Origin of the sequence: Pseudovibrio sp. Ad5, assembly GCF_001623095.1 — a bacterium.
Taxonomy (GTDB): Bacteria; Pseudomonadota; Alphaproteobacteria; order Rhizobiales; family Stappiaceae; genus Pseudovibrio.
Map to the genome: position 1 here is coordinate 90,413 of NZ_LMCH01000066.1, position 19,441 is coordinate 109,853.

The 19,441-nt window shown below is 50.5% G+C and carries 19 protein-coding genes; 11 read left to right on the plus strand and 8 right to left on the minus strand.

Annotation, left to right across the window (positions count from 1 at the left end; all coding sequences use genetic code 11):
• Positions 1 to 51 precede the first annotated feature (51 nt).
• Complete coding sequence (locus PsAD5_RS25460; RefSeq protein WP_063294165.1) at positions 52 to 1,314, plus strand: glycerate kinase type-2 family protein; 1,263 nt, start codon at positions 52 to 54, stop codon at positions 1,312 to 1,314.
• Positions 1,315 to 1,356: 42 nt separating this feature from the next.
• Here the strand turns inward: PsAD5_RS25460 and PsAD5_RS27935 are convergent, their stop codons facing one another.
• Positions 1,357 to 1,713 carry a hypothetical protein gene (locus PsAD5_RS27935; protein WP_153039921.1) on the minus strand — a complete coding sequence of 119 codons (357 nt, stop codon included), beginning with the start codon at positions 1,711 to 1,713 and terminating at the stop codon, positions 1,357 to 1,359.
• 194 nt (positions 1,714 to 1,907) lie between these two features.
• Here PsAD5_RS27935 and PsAD5_RS25465 point away from each other — a divergent pair, with 194 nt between their 5' ends.
• Entirely contained in the window at positions 1,908 to 2,843 is a 936-nt protein-coding gene (locus PsAD5_RS25465; protein ID WP_063286657.1) for an AraC family transcriptional regulator, read from the plus strand.
• A gap of 150 nt (positions 2,844 to 2,993) precedes the next feature.
• Positions 2,994 to 3,362 (plus strand): hypothetical protein, encoded by a 369-nt coding sequence (locus tag PsAD5_RS25470; RefSeq protein ID WP_063286595.1) that lies wholly within the window; start codon positions 2,994 to 2,996, stop codon positions 3,360 to 3,362.
• Between the two features lie 62 nt (positions 3,363 to 3,424).
• Here the strand turns inward: PsAD5_RS25470 and PsAD5_RS25475 are convergent, their stop codons facing one another.
• A complete protein-coding gene (locus PsAD5_RS25475; protein ID WP_063294166.1) occupies positions 3,425 to 4,759 on the minus strand; it encodes an MATE family efflux transporter in 1,335 nt (444 codons plus the stop codon).
• 251 nt (positions 4,760 to 5,010) lie between these two features.
• Here PsAD5_RS25475 and PsAD5_RS25480 point away from each other — a divergent pair, with 251 nt between their 5' ends.
• Both PsAD5_RS25480 and PsAD5_RS25485 read left to right on the plus strand, forming a co-directional pair.
• Positions 5,011 to 5,472, plus strand: coding sequence for a hypothetical protein (locus PsAD5_RS25480; protein ID WP_063294167.1), 462 nt, complete (start codon positions 5,011 to 5,013; stop codon positions 5,470 to 5,472).
• A 96-nt stretch (positions 5,473 to 5,568) separates the two neighbouring features.
• Complete coding sequence (locus tag PsAD5_RS25485) at positions 5,569 to 8,226, plus strand: hypothetical protein (RefSeq protein ID WP_063294168.1); 2,658 nt, start codon at positions 5,569 to 5,571, stop codon at positions 8,224 to 8,226.
• Positions 8,227 to 8,272: 46 nt separating this feature from the next.
• On the opposite strand, the gene PsAD5_RS25490 is transcribed toward PsAD5_RS25485, so the two are convergent.
• Both PsAD5_RS25490 and asd read right to left on the minus strand, forming a co-directional pair.
• Complete coding sequence (locus PsAD5_RS25490; RefSeq protein ID WP_063294169.1) at positions 8,273 to 9,070, minus strand: phytanoyl-CoA dioxygenase family protein; 798 nt, start codon at positions 9,068 to 9,070, stop codon at positions 8,273 to 8,275.
• 91 nt (positions 9,071 to 9,161) lie between these two features.
• Positions 9,162 to 10,055: an archaetidylserine decarboxylase gene (gene asd / locus PsAD5_RS25495; protein ID WP_063294170.1), complete on the minus strand. Its 894-nt coding sequence runs from the start codon at positions 10,053 to 10,055 to the stop codon at positions 9,162 to 9,164.
• Positions 10,056 to 10,280: 225 nt separating this feature from the next.
• Between asd and PsAD5_RS25500 the strand changes: the two genes are divergently transcribed.
• From PsAD5_RS25500 to PsAD5_RS25510, 3 genes are all read left to right on the plus strand, one after another.
• Complete coding sequence (locus PsAD5_RS25500; protein ID WP_063294171.1) at positions 10,281 to 13,925, plus strand: hypothetical protein; 3,645 nt, start codon at positions 10,281 to 10,283, stop codon at positions 13,923 to 13,925.
• A gap of 127 nt (positions 13,926 to 14,052) precedes the next feature.
• Complete coding sequence (locus tag PsAD5_RS25505; protein ID WP_063286588.1) at positions 14,053 to 14,529, plus strand: hypothetical protein; 477 nt, start codon at positions 14,053 to 14,055, stop codon at positions 14,527 to 14,529.
• 161 nt (positions 14,530 to 14,690) lie between these two features.
• Positions 14,691 to 15,146, plus strand: a complete 456-nt coding sequence (locus PsAD5_RS25510; RefSeq protein WP_063294172.1) for a hypothetical protein — start codon at positions 14,691 to 14,693, stop codon at positions 15,144 to 15,146.
• 178 nt (positions 15,147 to 15,324) lie between these two features.
• Here PsAD5_RS25510 and PsAD5_RS25515 read toward each other — a convergent pair whose 3' ends face one another.
• The gene (locus PsAD5_RS25515) at positions 15,325 to 15,588 is read right to left on the minus strand and encodes a hypothetical protein (RefSeq protein WP_063294383.1); all 264 of its coding nucleotides are present in this window, start codon (positions 15,586 to 15,588) and stop codon (positions 15,325 to 15,327) included.
• Between the two features lie 454 nt (positions 15,589 to 16,042).
• On the opposite strand from PsAD5_RS25515, the gene PsAD5_RS25520 reads away from it, so the two are divergent.
• Both PsAD5_RS25520 and PsAD5_RS25525 read left to right on the plus strand, forming a co-directional pair.
• A complete protein-coding gene (locus PsAD5_RS25520; protein ID WP_084406050.1) occupies positions 16,043 to 16,630 on the plus strand; it encodes an AlbA family DNA-binding domain-containing protein in 588 nt (195 codons plus the stop codon).
• Positions 16,630 to 17,319, plus strand: a complete 690-nt coding sequence (locus tag PsAD5_RS25525; RefSeq protein ID WP_063294173.1) for a hypothetical protein — start codon at positions 16,630 to 16,632, stop codon at positions 17,317 to 17,319. Before PsAD5_RS25520 ends, PsAD5_RS25525 begins: the two co-directional genes overlap by 1 nt.
• A gap of 16 nt (positions 17,320 to 17,335) precedes the next feature.
• Here the strand turns inward: PsAD5_RS25525 and PsAD5_RS25530 are convergent, their stop codons facing one another.
• Both PsAD5_RS25530 and PsAD5_RS25535 read right to left on the minus strand, forming a co-directional pair.
• Positions 17,336 to 17,794, minus strand: a complete 459-nt coding sequence (locus tag PsAD5_RS25530) for a hypothetical protein (RefSeq protein ID WP_208988838.1) — start codon at positions 17,792 to 17,794, stop codon at positions 17,336 to 17,338.
• Between the two features lie 11 nt (positions 17,795 to 17,805).
• Complete coding sequence (locus PsAD5_RS25535) at positions 17,806 to 17,994, minus strand: hypothetical protein (RefSeq protein WP_057461619.1); 189 nt, start codon at positions 17,992 to 17,994, stop codon at positions 17,806 to 17,808.
• 159 nt (positions 17,995 to 18,153) lie between these two features.
• Between PsAD5_RS25535 and PsAD5_RS25540 the strand changes: the two genes are divergently transcribed.
• Positions 18,154 to 18,543: a VOC family protein gene (locus PsAD5_RS25540; protein WP_057461617.1), complete on the plus strand. Its 390-nt coding sequence runs from the start codon at positions 18,154 to 18,156 to the stop codon at positions 18,541 to 18,543.
• 9 nt (positions 18,544 to 18,552) lie between these two features.
• Here the strand turns inward: PsAD5_RS25540 and PsAD5_RS25545 are convergent, their stop codons facing one another.
• Positions 18,553 to 19,224 carry a helix-turn-helix domain-containing protein gene (locus PsAD5_RS25545; protein WP_057461615.1) on the minus strand — a complete coding sequence of 224 codons (672 nt, stop codon included), beginning with the start codon at positions 19,222 to 19,224 and terminating at the stop codon, positions 18,553 to 18,555.
• Positions 19,225 to 19,441 lie beyond the last annotated feature (217 nt).

A 19,441-nucleotide genomic window follows, 5' to 3' on the forward strand; every position in this document is an offset into this window, starting at 1 on the left:
AATTCAAAAAGATAACCGAAACTTTTCGGTAGCAATCGGGGGTGATCAGCAATGGCAGTTGATCCTAAGCGTTTTCTGAGTGGCCTGTTTCATGCGGCCATTGAATCCGCTCAACCTGAGAAATGTATCCCGAAGTTCTTACCTGACACTCCCAAAGGACGGCTCATCGTTATTGGTGCAGGGAAGGCCTCTGCAGCCATGGCACGGGCCGTAGAAGATAACTGGCAAGGAGATCTCAGCGGTCTCGTAATCACTCGTTATGGCTATAACGTTCCCTGCAAGTCCATCGAAATTATTGAAGCTGCGCATCCAGTGCCTGATGACGCGGGATTGGCTGGTGCCAAGCGCATGTTGAAGCTTGTTTCTGATCTTTCTGCTGATGACACAGTTCTCTGCCTCATTTCCGGTGGCGGTTCTTCGCTCCTACCTTTGCCGTTTGAGGGGCTTTCGCTGGAAGACAAGCAGTGCATCAACAAGGAGCTGTTGCGGTGTGGCGCTACGATCAGCGAAATGAACTGTGTGCGGCGACATCTCTCGCAGATTAAAGGGGGACGTCTGGCTGCTGCGTGCCATCCTGCTAAAGTGATTAATCTACTGATCTCCGACGTTCCGGGTGATGATCCGATTAACATTGCGTCTGGCCCAACGGTTGCAGATCCAACCACGTGCGCAGATGCGATGGCGATTGTGGAGCGGTATAAGATTGGGTTGCCTGTAAGAGCATTGGAGGTTCTTGAAAGTGGCGTTGGTGAAACACCGGATAAAAGCGACCTGCACCTCGGATCTGTTGAGACGCATATGATCGCTACACCGCAGTTGGCGCTGGAAGCCGCAGCATCTGTTGCCGAGAAACAAGGTGTTCCAGCTTATATATTGGGTGACAGCGTTGAGGGTGAGGCTACGGATGTAGGTATTGTGATGGCCGGGATTGCCAAGCAGGTTGCCTCGCATGGACAGCCGTTCAAAGCCCCTTGTGTGTTGCTTTCTGGTGGTGAGACGACAGTCACGCTCAAGGGCAATGGTCGTGGAGGGCGGAATGTGGAGTTCTTGCTCTCACTGGCGGTTGCATTAGATGGCCAGCAGGGTGTCTACGCGCTCGCTGGAGATACAGACGGTGTTGACGGGATTGAGGAGATTGCAGGGGCTTACTGTGATCCCTCTACCCTACAAAGAGCCTGGGGCAAGGAGATCAATCCGCGGCTGTCACTTGCTGACAATGACGGGCACGGGTTCTTTGAAGCAATTGGCGACAGCGTCATCACTGGCCCAACTCTGACAAACGTGAACGATTTTCGTGCGATCTTGATAAGATAGTGCCCGAAGCTCTTTAAGTCTCTGCGAGCCTCGGGCAACAAATTAAGGACCCCAGGCTCTGACGCCCTCAACTTTTATTGGACGAACGCGAGCACATCCCTGACTCATAAGGGTACGTTCAACATCTGCATTCGAATATTCACGACCTTGAATCGCAGGAACTCTAACAGTCCATGGACCTGCCGCCGCTACAGGGTTCTCACCTTCAATCCGTGTTCTGTTGGGCAGACATCCCAAGATATAGTTGCGCATGGTGTCTACAACTGGGTTACGCCCCCTGCCACCAAATCGGAATTCAAGTACGTGATCGGATGCAGCATACGCAGGTGTTGTTGGCATCGCTGTCAGCCCAGTTACAATAATCAGCGCTGTAATGTGGCAATATTGTCTTAGTTTCATTTTTTTCTTCTTTATTCTGTTTAACAGACAGAAGCATTTTGCTTCGCAAGCTAAGACGAGTAACGCTGACTTTTGTGAAACTAGATAAGCTTACAACACGCCAATACGATTTCAGATAATGTAGATCATTCGCAATATCGATCAGATCGTTCAGGGCAGTAGACGTTTAAGCACCTCTCATCCATAATTGGATGATGCTTGATACGCTCAGTGACATCCTTACCCGCCTTTCCGTCAAAGGCACGCTTTACTTCCGCACCTCTTTTACGGTGCCGTGGGGCGTTGCCGTGCCTTCCTTTGAGAATGTAGCCCGCTTTCACTTTGCCCACCGAGGAGATTGCATGGTGCGGGTGAAGGAGACCGGCAAGAAAGTGTTGCTCGCTCAAGGTGACTTACTGATCGTTCCTCATGGTGCCGCGCATGACATCTATTGCGGGCGCTCTGAAGAGGAAGTCATCCTGCCGCTGGATCGTGTTCTGGAGCTTTCCGGTTACAACGGTGAAGGTGTGTTGGTTTACGGCGGGGAGCAGGATGAACGTGAGACGCAATTAATTTGTGGTCACATTTCGCTAGCCCGCAATGCTCGCCATCTCATTTTTGATCAACTGCCTGATTACATCCATATATCAAACTATGGTGAAGCTGCTGGGCGTTGGATGGAGGCTACACTGCGGCTGATAGGAGATGAAACACATGGCACGCGCCTTGGCGGTGACCTGATCGCACTAAAAATGACCGAGGTTTTGTTTGCTCAGGCGCTGCGCAGTTTCATTGAGCAGGAAGGTGAAAAGCACCTCGGGCTTGCCGGGTTTGCTGATCCGCAGTTGAGTAGAGCACTGGCGGCCTTTCATAAGGCGCCTGCGCGCGAGTGGAGTGTAGAGGGTTTGGCGCGGGAGGCCGGCCTTTCGCGAACTGGATTTGCGACGCAGTTTTCCAGCAAGATGGGCCTTACACCCATGCAATACCTGACGAGTTGGCGCATGCAGATTGCTCAGCAGGGCTTGGTCGATGATCAGATGAGCGTGTCTGAAGTGGCAGCGCTTGCCGGATATGCTTCTGAATCTGCATTTACGCGGGTTTTCAAGAAGGAAGTAGGTTTAACACCAGCGGCGTATCGCACATCTCATTGAGAGAAATCAGCTCAATTGTTCCATATTTATATCCATTCTGAACGATCTGCATATTTCTTTGAACGTCCTGAAATTGAGCAAAACGGGGGCTTCTCCTAATCTGACTGTGCCTAAAACGAAAGACCGACACAGTCAAAAAGGAACCCTGTCATGTCCCTCCGTTTCGTTACAAAAAGCATCCATGCTTATCTGGATTATCCCGTTGCCTTTGCGTTGATCGGTTTGCCCTTCATTCTTGGTCTTGGAGCAGCCAATCCATTGGCACTCTGGCTATCTGTTGGCACAGGCACAGCAGCGTTGATCTTGACGCTTCTGACAGATCATCAGTTCGGTGTGCTCCGTGTGCTGCCTTACAGTTTCCATCTGGCCGTTGATGGAGCGGTTGGAGCGCTATTCCTGTTGGCCCCTTTCCTCTTCGGCTTTACCGGCCTGGACGCCGCTTACTACTTCGCAAACGGCTTGGCGGTTGTGATTGTTGTGAGCTTGCACAAACCAGAGACTGAGATGGCAACGGCTTGAAGCAAAGCCCTCCACGGCTTGCCCAGCCAATAAACCGTAGGTGTCTGAGAGAGACCTGCGGTTTATCCTGTTTTTGCTGAAGCTCTTGCCAATGCAGGTTCCGAATAGCCTTTCCAGAAACTGTATTGCGTCAGGAACAAGCCAACGCGATAAATAAAGTCCGCAAAGATTACACCTGCCAGTCCGTAACTCATTGAGACGCCGAATACATAGGCCAGTGGCAAAAATATAAGCCATTGCGTGATTGCTGAGACCGTCCAGGCTCGCCCGAACAGTTGGGCACCTTGCAGAACATAGTTCATCACTGCTCCTGCAATGTTGATTGGTAAGATTAAGCAGGAGAGAGTGAACACCATAATGAGTTGTGGTTCATCCAATGCTTCTCCCAACAAAAGGAGCAGGACGTCCTCAGAGAGCACCATGACGAGCAGAGCGTAGATGACAATTGGGTAGGCCGCGCCTGAGATCATCTTCAGGCCAACTTGTTGAGCTCTCGACAGGTCTTTAGCCCCAACTGCCTGACCTACCTGACTGATCGCGACGCTTCCCAAAGCATTTGCCACATAAATCGGGATGAGTGTTGCCTGAGTGATAACCTGATAGACGGCCAAAGCTAAAACACTGAGATGCCCGACAATCCAATAGCTTGAGAAAATGCCAAGAGCATAGATTGTGCTTTGGGAGGCTGACAGGAATGCCTTCTTCAAAATCTCAGCAATCAGAGGCAGAGATAGTACGCCAAGCCTGAGTTTTTGCTGCGAGATCGCTTGTAGGGCTGCTGACACATAGAACACCGCTGCAAGCGCGAATGCGATGAAGGTGCCAAACCCAACTCCTGAAATTCCCAGTTTAGGAGCTCCAGCCCAACCAAATGCCAGTATGACAGTTGCAACGGCATTCACGATCTGCGTTCCAATGCCGATGTAGGAGACTGTCCACGCCTTACCGACAGCAATAAGCAAGCCGCGGGAGGCACCGCACATATAATAAAACGGCGTCGCATAGAGGAGAAACTCCAGGTATCGCCTTGAGGCTTCTCTAACCTCAGCGTCTGGATTCATGAAAATGAGTATGTCTTCGAGAAAATAGATTGAAGCTGCTGTTAACAAGAGGCCAAAGCTTACGCCCAAGATCAGACAGATCACAAACGCGTCCAGCACTTCGTTGTTTTCTCGACTGGTCAGAAATCCAGCAGTGAAGGATTGGATTGCGATGGAAAAGCCGTTGGAGAATGAAAACAGGACATAAAACATCATGCCACAGATGCCGACTGCGGCAACAGCGGATGCACCGAAATAGCTGGAGACGTAAGTGTCTGTCCAGTTGGTGAACAAGGCAGCGCTGCCAGTGAGGAAGAGCGGTAATGCCCGCAAATACATATGCTTAAACGAAATCATCGAAGTATGGATTACCGGAGGAAAGGTAGGAACTTAACTTAGCCAGCATACACCGTTCCCATGAGAGCGATAGATGAAAATAAGTAATTCAACCTATATTTTACCTTAGCTCTCAACCTGCCTCCGTTTTTCTACATTTTCTGAAAGTAACTGTTCCGATCAGCACAGTAGCTCCTCTGTAGAAGTGCCAATCTCAACTGCATTGAGATCTTCATTCCAAGATCTCTTCCACTCATGGTGAGGAGTATGCCATGGCTGAGACGACTGCATTTGATGAGTTGGTTCGGGCGTTTTCGTCCAGTTTTGATCTGGACCTGCCAGAATCGTGTAGTGGTGCCTATTTTTTCTGCGTCGATGAGCGCAGTCATCTGATTTTGTGCCAACATCATGAGGATTTTATCATGATGGCGCTGACGAGTGGTCTGCGCAAAGTTGACCTTTCTGCTGACCAAGCTCTCATGCTTTTGAAAAGCAACGGCAACGCATTCACTCAGCCACATATCATCGCGTCGATCACCGGACAGCGCGTTTCTCACTGGACTGAGGTTTCTACGGGTGGTGGCGTCGAGCTTATGCGCAAGGCGTTTGATCTGCTGCTTGATGCAAACGCACGACTGGAGCGCGCGCAGCCTTCTGCTGACGAGAGCGCAGACGATGTAATCCATGTGCCTTTGCCCAAGTACGGCTCAGACATGGTGATCATTGGTTCCTGACCACTCTGACAAATCAATAGAATTTACTGTTTTCACGTTGGTGTTCCGGCACTCCTGAACAATGGAGGCCAACACCGGGAATTTATGAGGTGTCCCGTGGGTCGTTCTCCAATTCATTCAAAAATTTCGCAGCCTCAGGTCAATCCAGACCAACAAGGGGCCACACCTAAGAAAACAACCAGTTCTCATAAAGGGCATATGCTGGGCCATGCCGAGCCAAAGAATGTGCATCGCTTGCTGGATCAGCTGGATGAGCTGAACGGAAAATCTACAAAGCACAGCCGTCCAGCAAAGGCCGGGGCGAAAGACCCTCAATTGCGCCCACTCGCTTATCACAAGCATCATAAACCGGAGGGTGAACCATCTAACCCGACGGATGGAATGTCACGCGCCGCAAAGAAGCTTCGCTATGAAGGCTACCGATTACCTCCAGAGAAGTTGATGGGGCACGGTGCGAGTAATACCGAGGCGTCCTCACAGCAGAGTGCAAAGCCAGTTCCAACCGAAGCAGAATCCCCGCTCACTGCACATGCGAACACGCTTGATCACATGACATCAGATCCTGATCTGAGCGATTACGTTATTGTTGACACTCCCAAGCCTGAGGGAAGCCAGACGGCTGCTGTCAACGGCACGTCCCAAGCTGTTGGGCAGCCTAAGTTGGAGACTGTTGAGCAACCATCTGCACCTCAGCCACGCAGCGAACCATTAGAGTTAAAACCACATCCGGCAATGCTGGCTATGCATGAGTTGGATTTGGCGGTGAGCCCGGAGCTTGAGCAGCAATTCCAAGCGTATCAAGAAAAGAAAACGGCCTTTATCAATGACCCGACAGGTACTGCACATGAAGGACCGGAAGCTGCAAAAAAGCAACGACTGATCACAGGTCTGTTGGGTATGGCTCAAGACAAGGCTGACACATATCTGCGTATGCAGTTTAGAACCGGGCTGGACAATGATGCACGTGCGTTGGCCAAGCAAATCTTTGAAGATGCCGCTCATGATCCTCGCTTCCTTGCCTTCCTGAAGGTCGCAGCACTGGCTGCACCAGAGGATTTATCCAGTAATCACAAAGAGCTGCTGGTGTTCCTGAGCCAGAACTTGAAGGCCCTGAACAAAGAAGTTGTTGGCGATGTCAACACGCTCTTGCGCCAGAATGCTTTTAGCAAGGGTTTGAGTGAAGCAGTCGATACTGCCAGAGCACACGCTGTGACCGAGCAGGATGTGCGTTATCTGAATGATATCGAGAAAGATGTTGTTGCTTATCGAATGGCAACTTCCAAGCAGCTGGGCGAAGCGCTGAATGCCAGCAATGATTTGCTGGCTGCCATGAGCTTTGGAGATGCGATCCTTTCCAGCACAGAAAGCCTCTCACATGAGAATGGCCGGGCGCAGTACGCGTTGGCCAGCCTACGTGAGGTGGCATCGCAGTTGACTGAGCAGCATCTGGCGGACCATCACAGCGCCAAGAAGACTGAGGCATGGATCGCTAAGCAGCCGTGGGCGGCGCTGATCTCCGTTTCCATTCAGAAAGATGGCGGATATTACGACATCAACACAGAGCTGCGTCACGATCCTGCTCCGAGAACAGTAGGCAACAGTACATTCTTCGACAACAGTGATGTGGTTCCGCAGCAGGGACTGACGAAGAGTGAGTTGCGCGATAAACCTCAACTGGTTTTGAATGGCCTGCGCTCCAATGAGATGATGGAGGCCCTGAAACTGGTGCCGACTGGTGAGGATGGCGTAGATGAACTGCCGATCGTTAAAAAGCCAAGTGATCTGGCGATGGCTTGGAGCAGTACGCTCGTAGCGGCTAAGCAACGGGGTGATAACATCTCGGCCATGTTGCCAGACTACTTCATTCTGAAGCAGGTTCGCTATCACAAGATTGAAGGCTTCCTGATTGAGAACGATATGCTTGAGCCAGCCTGGGTGGTTGAATACAAGCCGACCTCTCATACCATGTCAGAAATCGGCAAGATGAGAGCGCTGCCGCAAGCTGCTGCCAAAAACCTCGCATCGCTGACTGTCAATCTGAATGAATTGAAAGACAGTCAAACCAAGCAATCCGGCGAGCTTTCTTCTATGAGAGAGCGTCTGGACACCTTCTTGAGCACAAAAGGTAATGGCCTGCTGATGAGTTTTGGCAAGGCTCATTTTGCGCTGGATAAGCTGATGGAGCATGTTCGCGATGACGTTCATGCACGGATTGAAAAATCGGGTGGGAGCCTGAAGAAGATCCAGAAATGGATTTCAGAGCAACCTTGGGTCGCTTTGTTTGATGTTTCCATCACGCGTCCTGAAGGAGGCAAGAAGAGCGAGTATCTGATTTCTGTCAAGCAGAAGACGGCTCCAGAACCTGCCAAACCAGATTACACAACAGTTACAGTTGAAGATCCGGAAACGCAGGAAGCAAGCGCAACAGCTCAGGAGACGCCTGATGAATTTCCGGGGCTGACAGGTTCCTTGCGGGCTTTATTACAACCGGAAACGCGGACGCAATTGATCCTGAAGCCAACAGGTGAAATCAGCTTGGGTGCAGAGATTGTCGATAAGCCAAGCAAACTGGCACGTGAGTGGGGTGAGCTGCTCGCCAAGAACAGCCATGCTCAGGATGAGCTGCCAGATTTTCTGGAGTTGCGTGAGGTTCAGTATCACAGCGAAACCAGAAACGTCTTCCGGAAAGGTCATCTGAAAACGTGCTGGGTGCTGGAGTTCAAGCCGGACGCTCTGAATGCTGGTAGGAGCTAAAGCTTGGGGAGTGCGGTCAACTGACTGCACTCCTGATCTTTAATCGTCAACGCTTGTAGATGATTGGGAACCAGTCTTCTCGCAGGATTTGCCCTGGCTTCATATCATGACCCGGGAATGGCGGAGATGTGCGGCCCGGGCGTTCGATATAACGGGCATCGTCGCCCAGCAGACGCAGTGAGAATGCGCGGCGGCGCTGTTCAGTGGTATTACCGCGTGCGCCGTGCAGCGTGTAATAGTTGAACGCGACTGCATCACCCGGTTCCATCTCCCATTCGCGGATCGGCATTCCTTCTGCATCAGGGTCCGGGATTGGCATATACTCGTCGCTGTCGCCATAAAAGTTCTGCTCGGACAGCCAGCGAATTGGCAGCACGGGCTTTTCCCAAAGATGAGAGCCAGCAACACTGCGCAAGGTGGCGCCGGTTACCGCGTCCATTGGCGACCAGAAGCTGACGGTTTGCTGTCCCTCAACAAAGTAGTAGGGTCCATCCTGATGCCATGGCGTTGCTTTGGAGGTTCCCGGTTCTTTGACGAGTACGTGGTCGTGGAACATCTGAACGGTTTGGGATTGCATCAGGTCTGCTGCTGCTTCTGCCGCTGGTGAGTTGTTCACCACCTCGACAAACTCAGGAATACGCTGCCAGTTGCAGTAGTCATCAAAGAAGCGACCGCCCTCGCCTTCCTTCAGGTTTTCTGCTGCATATTCTCCCGGCTCTGCCATGTTCCGCTCAATACCAGCCCTGATCAGATCTACATGATCCTTAAAGAGGCCCTTGATCAGTACAACACCTTCGCGCTGGTAGGTATCGATGTGGTCCTGAGTGATAAGTGAAGATAGCATAGCCCCGTCCAGTCTGTTAGCGAAGCCGACAGTCTGGACGAAGAGTCACGCTGGATAAATACAACTTATGCTAGGCGATCTGGAGATTTTCTCAGGCAACCGTTGCGAAGGGCTGACCGACTTTAACCAGAGTTTCTTTACCTGCAGCACTGTTGGCGACAAGATCTTCGCTAAAGTTTACCGCACCCGGCTCAAACAAGACAACAACTGTTGAGCCACCAAACTTGAAGTAGCCTTTTTCATCCATCTTAGCGACGTGGCCGGAAGTCTTTGTGTTTACAATGCTACCGACACCAAACGCGCCGACTTCCACGTAGCACATGGTGCCCGCATTTTCGGTCTTGAGCAGTGTGTAGCTGCGTTTGTTTTCGCCGAACACATCTGGACCAGCGCCCAGAGCAATCGGGTTTACAGAGTGGTAGGCACCCTGAAAGTCTCTTGCGTTAACAATTTCGCCCGCACAAGGGAAGTGATAGCGGTGATAATCTGCCGGGCACAGGCGCACGATTGCCAGTGAACCACCGATAAAGCGATCTGCGATATCTGGCAGCATTTTGCGGATGGAGAATGGATGGCCTTTCACTGGGGTAAAGGTGTCTTCATCCAACTTAGGGAAGACCAATACACGACCATCCGCCGGGCTAACGATGGTGTTTGCGCCAATATCGAACGGGCGTGTGCCTTCTTTCAGGTGACGGATGAAGAACTCATTAAAAGACGCAAAGCTCTCCTGCGGGTCTGCAAACTCTGCTGTGTCGATGTTCAGCTCATCAATCGCGCTCTGGATTTTGCCTTTGGAAAGCGGGCTGTCATAATACCAGCCCATGGCCTTGCTGAGCGCAGCGGAGCGGAACAACAGCTTTTCGATCAGGCTTGAGCTGGAATCCTGATAGGCCCAACGGATCCACTTCTCCCCCAGAACCGTTTCTTCAAACTCTGTGCCGGTTTCACGGTCAATAACGATAATGGGTTGTTTCTCAGACATCTGGCAGCCTTGCTCGCAAATTACGAGGCTTTACTAGGTGAGATACTCAGAGAAGGCAAGCCGCGCGGCAAGTAACCATTCGTTTTATTTCAATATCTGCAAGTGGTCACAATTCTATCTTCACTAGTTCGCTCAAATCTCATGCCAAACGCCCGATTATGCCTCAAATCCAGAACATCAGAGACTAAGTTACAACCAACAATCCATCACGTTGCGGAGTTTCCTATGCCGGAGAACAAGCTCACTTCAGAACAGCACCACTGGGCGCAAAAGGTCTACAGGCGTTTGCAATGGAAGTTCCCATTGGTGGAGGGAGATCCCACTGAGGAGGGTGAATTTGAAGACATCCCGCTTGATGACGTTTCCCTTGATGCAACGGCTGAGAGTAATGAAGAGGTCACTCAAAAAACCGATGCGGAACCAGATGATGAGCTGACTGCCCGCAAAAAAGCGCACGATGCGGAACTCGGAAATCTCTTCAAGCGTCTCAGAAAGGCTGCCAAGTCCATCAGGGTTGCCGGAAAACGCAAACCTGTCTTTACCGAAGAGGATGAAAGTCAGGATCTTTTTGAAGCAGCTAAGGAGTTGGGAGAAGAACAGATTGAGCTGGCTAAAGATCTGGTTGGAAAAGAGGATGAGAACGGTTTCACGGATCTTGGCGCAATCAAAGCGCACACCGACAAGGCGGACCAATACCTGAAGACAATGCAATCCGCCTATCAAAAAGGGCGCGGTAATGCGGTTGAGGAGCTGGTTGAGCTTAAGAAAACTGCAGCATTGCAACAAAAGCGCGTTGAGGATGTCTACAAAGAGCGCGAGCCTGTCTTGCTCTGGAATGTGGACTTGTCTGCAGTCGATAAGGCTTATGACGCGACGCGAGATAACTTCACGGAAATGAACAGAGCGATCTCCGGTTATGTGGTGTCAGAGGTCGACAGGACGCTCTCAGTTGCAAAAGAGAGATACACTGTTCTGAAAGATGCGATGGACAGCGCAAAGCGATACGCGGATGCTGCTGGTACCGCGCTTTTGCTGAAGGTGTCGATCGCTCAGCGAGAAATTCGAGATCTGGCTGGTCAGCGCGTCACATTGGATAATAGCCCACAGCAGCAAAGTACCTTTGATAAGGTTTATGGCGAAGCAGCGGCTGCAGCAAAGAAAGCAAACGATGCAGTTCTCAGCAACCGCGGCATAGACTGTGAGAACGCGCTGGAGGAAACTGAAAAGCTCATTTCGCAGATGCAGCAGGTGTTGTTGCAGGCAGTTGTTGGAACTTCAGAAATCGAGATCACTCCACCGGAAGGTTTCGATGAGGAGGAACTCAAGAGACTTTCAGGTGAAGTCACCGCTCAGGAAAGCGCTGTTGAGGGACTTAACGGTCAACGGGATATTGTAAAAAACCACGGTGTCAACTTCCCCTCTTTCGAGGCAGCTTATCAATCTGCCCGTACGGCGATCCTAAGCGCGCGTACCGATCTCCTGGCCAAGAGTGTCCGTCTTGCTCAAGAGAGCATCATGGACATTCGTGACTGTGCGGCTGACATGCGGGACTACATAACTGAAGCGGAATCAATGCTTCAGATTCAAACTCAGCAAATTGAGGATCTTCGCAGAACACTCGAACCACTGGCAGACACGCGCAAAGACTTTGAGAGATACGCGCAGGCTGACGAGAAGTTTGGTGGCAAGCAGTTGGTCCGCTTTGATGCCCTTTGCGGTGAAGTGACTGCACTTATTGATTACGCAGAGGCCTGCGTGGGTGGCCAGCGGGTTGAGGAAGCTGATCAGGCTATTGGAAACTCACGCAATGGTTTGAAAAAACTGGAGAAAGAAACCCGTAGCTTGCAGTGGATGCCGCAGGTCAACACTGCTGCGACTGAAGCTGAAGCCCGGGAGATGCTGCAAAAGGCAATTGCACGTATCAATGTGGAACTTGAAGATTATGACAGTATGGGCAGTGTCTTCAGAGACAACGAAGAGCGGCTGATCTACACCAACCTGCATGACAAGGCTGCAGGCTTTGCCGAGCAAGCATCGGTCCTTATGGAACGGAAGAGGTTTGAGGCCTCAGAGGAAGCGCTCGACAATGCTCGTATTACGCTCGATTCCATGGAAATTGCCTATGAGCGCGGCGCGAATACTGCTGCAAAAGTTGAGGGTTATCTTGCAGATGCCGAAGCTGCGAAAGACCGGATCAATGCTGTGTATGAGCAAGGGACCGCTCTGCAAGATCCTGACCATAAAAACGACTTCCTGAGCTACAACAGCATTGCCAATGATTTCGCCTTTCAGGTGGAAGGGTTGATTGCAGAAGGTAAAGTGAGGGATGCACGGGCCATTTTGAGCAATCTCAAGGTCGCTTTGGCAAATCTGGAACGCTGCGTTACGCAGGCACCGCGGAAGAAAAAGAAAAGAAAAGCTGAACCCGCACCGAACCCAGCGCAGCAACAGGCACCTCTTGATCCTCATAGTGCGGAGCGGGCTGAGCTGGCGCAGCAATTTGATCAGACCTGCGCCGCTATCAATACGATTTTCAGTCAGGCGCGACCGCATTGTGTTGATGAGTATGTGACTGATCTGGAAGCTGCCTATGCTGGCGCGATGCAGCATCATGAAGAAGGCAGTACGGCACTTGCAGGAGATGATCTGGAAAGCGCACGTGCATCTCTTTCTGAAGCAAAGAAAGATCTGATCATCCTGCAGAAGATACAGGTCAACAGCCGACAAATCCTGAGCTCATTGTTGAATGGTTTGTCTGAAGGTGCGGCATACTACGAAAACATTATTGCCGGAATTCATCAAAAACGCGCTGAGTTTGATGCCTGGAACATCGACCTGACTTCATTTGATAGCTGTTACAAAACCTCTCAGGAAACGCTGACTAATCTTCGCAAAGCGATCAAAGACCAACTCGCCGGCTTTGCCAAAACCATGATGGACAAGATTGAGGATGACCGGAGAGCTTTTGAGGAAGCTTATGAAGCAACACGCATCGATCGGGATAATCTGCGCTCTGAAATGATCCTGGAAGTCAGTGACAGACAATCCTTATTGTCAAAGCTGTATGCCGAGCAGTATCGCTTTGACGGAAATGAAGCGCTTCTTGAGCGCTTTGCGACACATCACGCGAGGGCATTGGTTTGCATCCAGATCATGCTGGATCATCTGAAAATAGATGAAGGGAAGGAGGCGGAGAAGCAGTTCGACCAATTTAATGAGTGCGCATCGATCTTACAAGAGATGTTGCAGCAGGCTCCTGCGCCAGCTGTTGAAGAAGAAAGCAAAGACCAGACACCGGATCTTGATGCCAAGGAAGATGTTAAGATTGGCATTGAACAAATCTATCGCGAACTCAAGTCCTATGACAGAAACAAGGACCTCTTTAAGAACTCCGAGGAGCTCGCTAAATTTGAGAGCATGGTCAAGAATGCCGAAGCTTATCTCAGCAAGGCAGAAGATCTCGCCCGGATAGATGAAGCCAGGGATGCTCTTGAGAATGCCCAGATTGCTATGGAGAGCGTGCGAATTGCGTTTGAACGTGGGCAACGTACTGCTGCAAAAATCGACGGATATCAGATCAAAGTTGAGGAGCTGACTGATACCGTCAACAAACTTTTCGGCCAACGCAGTGCTATTCAGGATGATGACGATCTGGCCCTCTTTATAGACAACAACGAAACAGCCAGTGAGGCAGCTTACAAGATTGAGAGTTTCCTGAGCAAAGGCAGAGTAATGGAAGCAGAGGTGCAATTTGGCTTCCTTAACACCATTATCGCCAATATGGAGCGGAAGCTGAAGCAGCAGACAATCAAGAAACGTAAAGCCATTTTCAAGCGTCGTGGAGCTGTGCGCCACGGCAAGAAAAAGTAGTCTGCCTGTGTACATTTTCGCTGGTGTTTCAGCATTTGTTACAAGCGGTGTTTGAATACGTTTGGCAACATTTTTCTGTAATTCTGCCCCGAGTTGTTTGCATTTTAATTCGGGATTGGAACGCAGAATGAGACGCTTTTTCACGACAGGTTTGTGCCTGGTCGCCATTGCTGGTTTGGCGGGTTGCCAGACAACAACGCCCGGGCAAGGTCGTCTGGGTGGCAAAGCGGTTAACTTTGAAGTGACCGAGAATTTCTTTGGCAGTGGCGGAGCAGCGACAACGGCCACATTGCCAGATGGCGAGGTGTTTACCGGTAAGCTCGTTACTGCGAAGAGCCAGACCACCAACATTGGAGAAAGCGACTTCGATGATGGGTTTGATGATTTCGACGACTTCGATGATTTTGACGGCTTTGACGACGGGCCGTTCTTCGTCTCCACCTTCTCAACCACATACAGCCCTTATGCCCGCGGTGTTTTGTTTAGCGCGAAGCGGAGCATGCGCTGTGTTGTAACGCTTTCCAATCCGGCTGATGGTTTCTCTGATGGTGGTGTTGGGCAGTGTAAGCTCTCCACTGGAGGATCGTTCCCAGTCGAGTTTTAGAGAGCGAAATTTTTCTCACACTGTGCTTTTTGTGATTGCCGACCAAGTTGCCCCTGACCTACAGCCGGTTCAGGGGCTTTTGGCTGCGGTGACTGCGTTATTTGAAACGACTTCCAGACAGCCAAAACCGACATTTAACTTTTCGGGATTGGTGAATTACAATGAAGACTATTTTCAAGATCGGTGTGTGCGTTGCTGCTGTTGCAGTTTTGGCGGGTTGTCAGTCCACCACAACCGGACAGGGACGTGTTGTCAGCAAAGACGGCAAGAACTCCCAGAGCGTGACTTTTCAGGTGACGGAAGAATTCCTCGATGATGGCGCGGCCTCCGCTGTGGCGACTCTTTCCAGCGGCGAGTTTTTCACCGGTAAGCTGGTGACAGAAAAAAAGCAGACCGAGAGCGTTGAAGACGGGTTCTTCTATGACGATGACGACGATGATTTCTTCTCCTCCAGCTCTTCCACCACGTACAACTCAAGAGCTAAAGGCGTGCTGTTCAGCGCTGCTCGCTCCATGCAGTGCCAGATTACTCTGAGCAACCCAAGCTCTGGTTTTTCAGATGGCGGCGTTGGCGAGTGTAAGATTTCTACTGGCGAGACTGTGCCGGTACAGTTCTAAGCAGACCTTAGCTAAAGCAGTTCGCATTTAAGCTGAACTGCTTTAGCTGTTGTGCTTGCGTATCTTTATCCGAAAACCGGTTTCCACTTTTCGGAGATACACTGAAAAAGCCTGAGAAGCGCATTGCCTCTCAGGCAAGTTCAGCAGAGGTTATGCCTCTGCTCACTCTCTATGCTTGTTAGGTTTTGGTGAGGTCCAGCGCGCAAGGCTCGAGCAATTCCGATATCTTCTCGCTACATCCCTGCACATCTTCTATGTGGCTGCGCACAGTATCAAACAGCGTCAGCAACGCTTCATATTCCTGCGTGTGCTCCATGCGCTCACTCATCACCACACTCATGGAATAAACCAGATTTTTGAGGTGGTTGGATGAAAGGTTGAGCTGGTCCACTTCATTGCGAAGGGACATATGGGCACTTTTCTCATCTTCAGTTTTGGTCATCATTAAGCCTTCTCTGTTGGCTTGTTGAACAAACCACTCGACAGAAAGCTTTCGACAACCCACTGGCGAGCGGGAGGTTCGAAACCTGACAGAGACAGGCGGGTTTATTCCCCCGCGAAGGGTATTGTATTCACCGCCCTCCCGCCCATAAGCGAGAGTTTGCGTTTGAAGACCTAACTCCAGACACAAAAAGACCGCCAATAAACGGCAGCGGTGACCGCTCTGTGAGAGGTTTCGACGCCTCAAACTAAGGATGCGCCGTCTTGCTGCGGGTGTCAATGAGAGGAAATGGAATTACCCCATAAAGGCAGGGGGTTGGTGTAGGAATGGGAGCTTGAAAGACTAAGAGCGTAATTCCGCGCCACAACATTGCACAGATGCCCTTCTGCCTTTAGCATCGCATTTTAAGGATTCGTACTAACCTATTTATTTTGGTCATCGGAGAACGAGTTGAATGAACACCGCTGAATTGGAAGTTCTACTCGAAGGCGCTATAGAAACCGATAGGCTGGAATTTAAAGGGGCTATGCTTTGGGATAAGCACAGTTTAGTAAAAGATATCCTGGCTATGGCAAATCTTCAAGATGGCGGAACGATTATATTTGGTGTCGAAGATGGAACCTTCGCGAGGCAAGGACTAAACAACGACCAAATTGCGAGTTTTGACATCGATACTATGAAAGATCAAATTGCTCCATACGCTGATCCTTTTGTTAACTTTCATTGCACAATTGCGCAAGATAACGATGGTAGAAATTATGCTATCTTAAGCGTCCAGCCATTTGAGGAGCTGCCTGTAATTTGCAAGCGTGACGGAACTGACGTTAGTGCAGGAGTGATCTATTTTCGTCCTCAAAGCGGTCGTGCGCAGAGTGCTCAAGTGTCAAACTCAAATGACATGCGAAAAATTGTGGAGCTATCGATTGCTCGCAGAACGCAGCAACTTCAAATGATAGGACTATTGGAAGCTCCAGAGCAAGCCGAAGAAACTGTGACCGAAGACAACCAGCAAGACTATGATGCAGAATTGGGAGACCTCTAATGAAAGAAGGCCTCTTAGATAAAATTCGAGGTGCAGGATATTGGCGGATCAATATGCGCCCATTGCGGCCAGAGCAAAAACGTCGATCTTTTGATGACTACGAAATTTTAGTTAAGCAAAGTCGAGTTTCTCTTAGAGGGTGGGATTACCCGCACATTAGTCGCAATCCCGATAATGGTGGCTTAGAACGATTTGGAGACTATGTTGAAGCTTGGTGCGACTGGCAACATCATTCTGAGTTTTGGAGAATGTATAAGAGTTCTCAGTTTCTCTATTACAAGAATATGTGGGAAGACACAGCTGAAAGCCAAGATCGCGATAGGCCAAAGGGTAAACTATTAAGCGTCTTTAATACGATTTACCAAGTCTCTGAAATTCTCGAGTTCTCTAAGCGGCTATACGAAGCTGGTCTTTACGAAAGCGGAGTTAAACTCATTCTATCTCTTGAAAACAGTCAAGCTAGGCAGTTGTGGTTCAGCAAACCAGAAAGAGGTGCATTTTTCGATGAGAAAAGGCTCAATATTGAAAGATTATTGATTGAAAGAAGCATTACGAAAGTGGAGCTAAGTCAATACTCCAATAAAGTCGCAACTGAGGTTATTATTGAGATTTTTGATAACTTTGGTTGGAATCCAGATAAACACCAAATAGAAGTCGAGCAGCAAAACTTTTACAGCAAAAATTGGTAGCAACTACCCTCGCTCCTCATTCCACCTTTTCCGGCATGCCTTTGCCGTTGTTCCACCAGCGGTTTGGGTTGGTGCTGTTGGGGTTGTAGGCGGCGCGGCTGGCCCAGTCTTCGCGCAGGAAGATGACGGGTTCTTCGTAGTGGTGAGCGTAGATTATGGCGTCCATGACTTTTTCGAGCACTTTCGGGTCGCGCTCAATGGAGATTTTGAGCTCTACCATGGGGTAGGTCTCTGTCATGCCAGCCTGAAAGCCCTCAATGTGGGTTGTGGTGGTTGAGTTTGGTTCGGGCTGGGCGGTTTCCTTGCCAACCGCCGAAATACTGGCGTTGCGCTGGTAGCGCCCAAAGCTGAGCGGGTGCACTTGCATGACGGCGTCTAATATGCGGTCAGTGTCCTCCTCCAGCGTCTGGATTTCGATTGTCCAGACTGGCTCGAAACTTCCTGATTTTGCCTTGTATTCTGATAAGTCGTGCATCATCCCTCTCCTTACTTTGTGTCCTGCGTTTTGCCGCTAAATGTGCCGTAGAGGCCTATGATGCCAACAATGCAAATCAGCAGGCCCGCGATGACGTTGAACAGCGTGCCTTCATAAAACGATGTGTAGGCGAAGTAGGCGCCGTAGATGCTGATGAAGCAGGTGATGAGCACGTACAGAACTTTGCGGAAATTGCGCATGAGACAGCCTCGCTGGCAGGAACCTGAGGGAGCCTAGCAGATTCCCTCCGCTTTGCATTCAAGTTTGACCAGAGTTTCGCCGATGAAAGTGTCGCTTTTTTTCAATACGTGGGCACCGTGCCTGACTAGGGTCATCCTCATGAAAACAGGAGGAAATCCATGCATTTGAAATACGTTATTCTGTACGTTGAGAGCCCTCGTGAGACCATCGACTTTTATTGCAAGGCGTTTGATGTGGAGGCGGGTCTGATTACTGAGGGAGGGGATTATGGCGAGGTGAAAACTGGCGAGACGACACTGTCCTTCTCCTCCTTCGAGTTGATGAAGAACCTTGGCAAAAACCCATCGCAGGCGGATGCAAGCAATCCGTGCTTTGAGATTGCGTTCCAGACTGACGATGTGGCAGGCAACCTTGCAAAAGCATTGGCAGCCGGTGCTGAGCTTGTGCAGGAGGTCAAAGACGAGCCATGGGGGCAGACAACATCCTACGTGAAGGACATGAACGGCTTTCTGATTGAGATTTGCTCGCCAGTGACGGCCCCGGCTTGAGGCTGAGGCTCACCCAAACGCGATGGACTGAGCCTGCTGCTTGAAGCCGGAGTTTGCGGCAAATTGCATGGGTGAGGTGCCGAACCAGCGCTGGAACTCGCGAGTCATATGCGCCTGGTCGGAGAAGCCGTTGTCGAGGGCAAAATCAGCCCAACCTTCTGCGGTTTCAATAGCACGCGCGGTTTTGCGGATGCGGGCGAGCTGGCGCCAGTAGACAGGCGAGCGACAAGTGTGGCGTGCCAAGGTGCGCTGCAAGGTTTTGAGCGTCACCCCCAACGCTCCAGCGGAGGCGGCAATGGACAATTGCTCCTCCGCGATACAGCCCAGCGCTTCGGATACTCTGGTGTTGAGGCGGGTGTGGTCTGCAAGCAATTTACAGATGGTGGCTTCATCCCAGGAGCCCAGCACGCTCAGCGCTTTGATCAGGTCTTGTTCGTTTACCTGCGTGCCCGGCTTCAGGCGAAAGCCGATCATGCGCTTAACAGTTATGCGTTCTGTCTGGTGCGGCTCATCGAACAGCTCTGACACATGCCACGACGGGCGTTTGCCTTCTACTTCCGTGACGATCAGATCTCTGCACCCATCCGGCAGGATTGGTCCGGAGACACCGAGTTCACCCGAATGATGCCAGACCTGAGCAAGCGTTTCAGGCAGGGACGCGCATGTGTGATCGTGCTGCAAACTATCCCTCCCCTGTTTGCTTGGTGGTGCCTTCCTTCATTCATAGTATGCTGCCTGTGTTCCTTCAATTGTAATTGCAAAGATTGGTTAGCTCATGGCTGAGATCACCAGGTGTTTGGAAGAACACAACGGCACCATGAATACACCGCATGAAGTGCTGTTGTTTATTGCCGAATAAGTTATTTCAGTGACTGAAATGCAGTAATTTTTTAAAGCG

Bases quoted from the DNA above. Each gene is read 5' to 3' on its own strand.
- asd (WP_063294170.1), bottom strand. From the start codon at position 10,055: ATGTCTGAGAAACAACCCATTATCGTTATTGACCGTGAAACCGGCACA.
- PsAD5_RS25460 (WP_063294165.1), top strand. From the start codon at position 52: ATGGCAGTTGATCCTAAGCGTTTTCTGAGTGGCCTGTTTCATGCGGCC.
- PsAD5_RS25525 (WP_063294173.1), top strand. From the start codon at position 16,630: ATGAAAGAAGGCCTCTTAGATAAAATTCGAGGTGCAGGATATTGGCGG.
- PsAD5_RS25535 (WP_057461619.1), bottom strand. From the start codon at position 17,994: ATGCGCAATTTCCGCAAAGTTCTGTACGTGCTCATCACCTGCTTCATC.
- PsAD5_RS25490 (WP_063294169.1), bottom strand. From the start codon at position 9,070: ATGCTATCTTCACTTATCACTCAGGACCACATCGATACCTACCAGCGC.
- PsAD5_RS25470 (WP_063286595.1), top strand. From the start codon at position 2,994: ATGTCCCTCCGTTTCGTTACAAAAAGCATCCATGCTTATCTGGATTAT.
- PsAD5_RS27935 (WP_153039921.1), bottom strand. From the start codon at position 1,713: ATGAAACTAAGACAATATTGCCACATTACAGCGCTGATTATTGTAACT.
- PsAD5_RS25530 (WP_208988838.1), bottom strand. From the start codon at position 17,794: ATGCACGACTTATCAGAATACAAGGCAAAATCAGGAAGTTTCGAGCCA.
- PsAD5_RS25510 (WP_063294172.1), top strand. From the start codon at position 14,691: ATGAAGACTATTTTCAAGATCGGTGTGTGCGTTGCTGCTGTTGCAGTT.
- PsAD5_RS25505 (WP_063286588.1), top strand. From the start codon at position 14,053: ATGAGACGCTTTTTCACGACAGGTTTGTGCCTGGTCGCCATTGCTGGT.
- PsAD5_RS25465 (WP_063286657.1), top strand. From the start codon at position 1,908: ATGCTTGATACGCTCAGTGACATCCTTACCCGCCTTTCCGTCAAAGGC.
- PsAD5_RS25515 (WP_063294383.1), bottom strand. From the start codon at position 15,588: ATGACCAAAACTGAAGATGAGAAAAGTGCCCATATGTCCCTTCGCAAT.
- PsAD5_RS25475 (WP_063294166.1), bottom strand. From the start codon at position 4,759: ATGATTTCGTTTAAGCATATGTATTTGCGGGCATTACCGCTCTTCCTC.
- PsAD5_RS25480 (WP_063294167.1), top strand. From the start codon at position 5,011: ATGGCTGAGACGACTGCATTTGATGAGTTGGTTCGGGCGTTTTCGTCC.
- PsAD5_RS25520 (WP_084406050.1), top strand. From the start codon at position 16,043: ATGAACACCGCTGAATTGGAAGTTCTACTCGAAGGCGCTATAGAAACC.
- PsAD5_RS25500 (WP_063294171.1), top strand. From the start codon at position 10,281: ATGCCGGAGAACAAGCTCACTTCAGAACAGCACCACTGGGCGCAAAAG.
- PsAD5_RS25540 (WP_057461617.1), top strand. From the start codon at position 18,154: ATGCATTTGAAATACGTTATTCTGTACGTTGAGAGCCCTCGTGAGACC.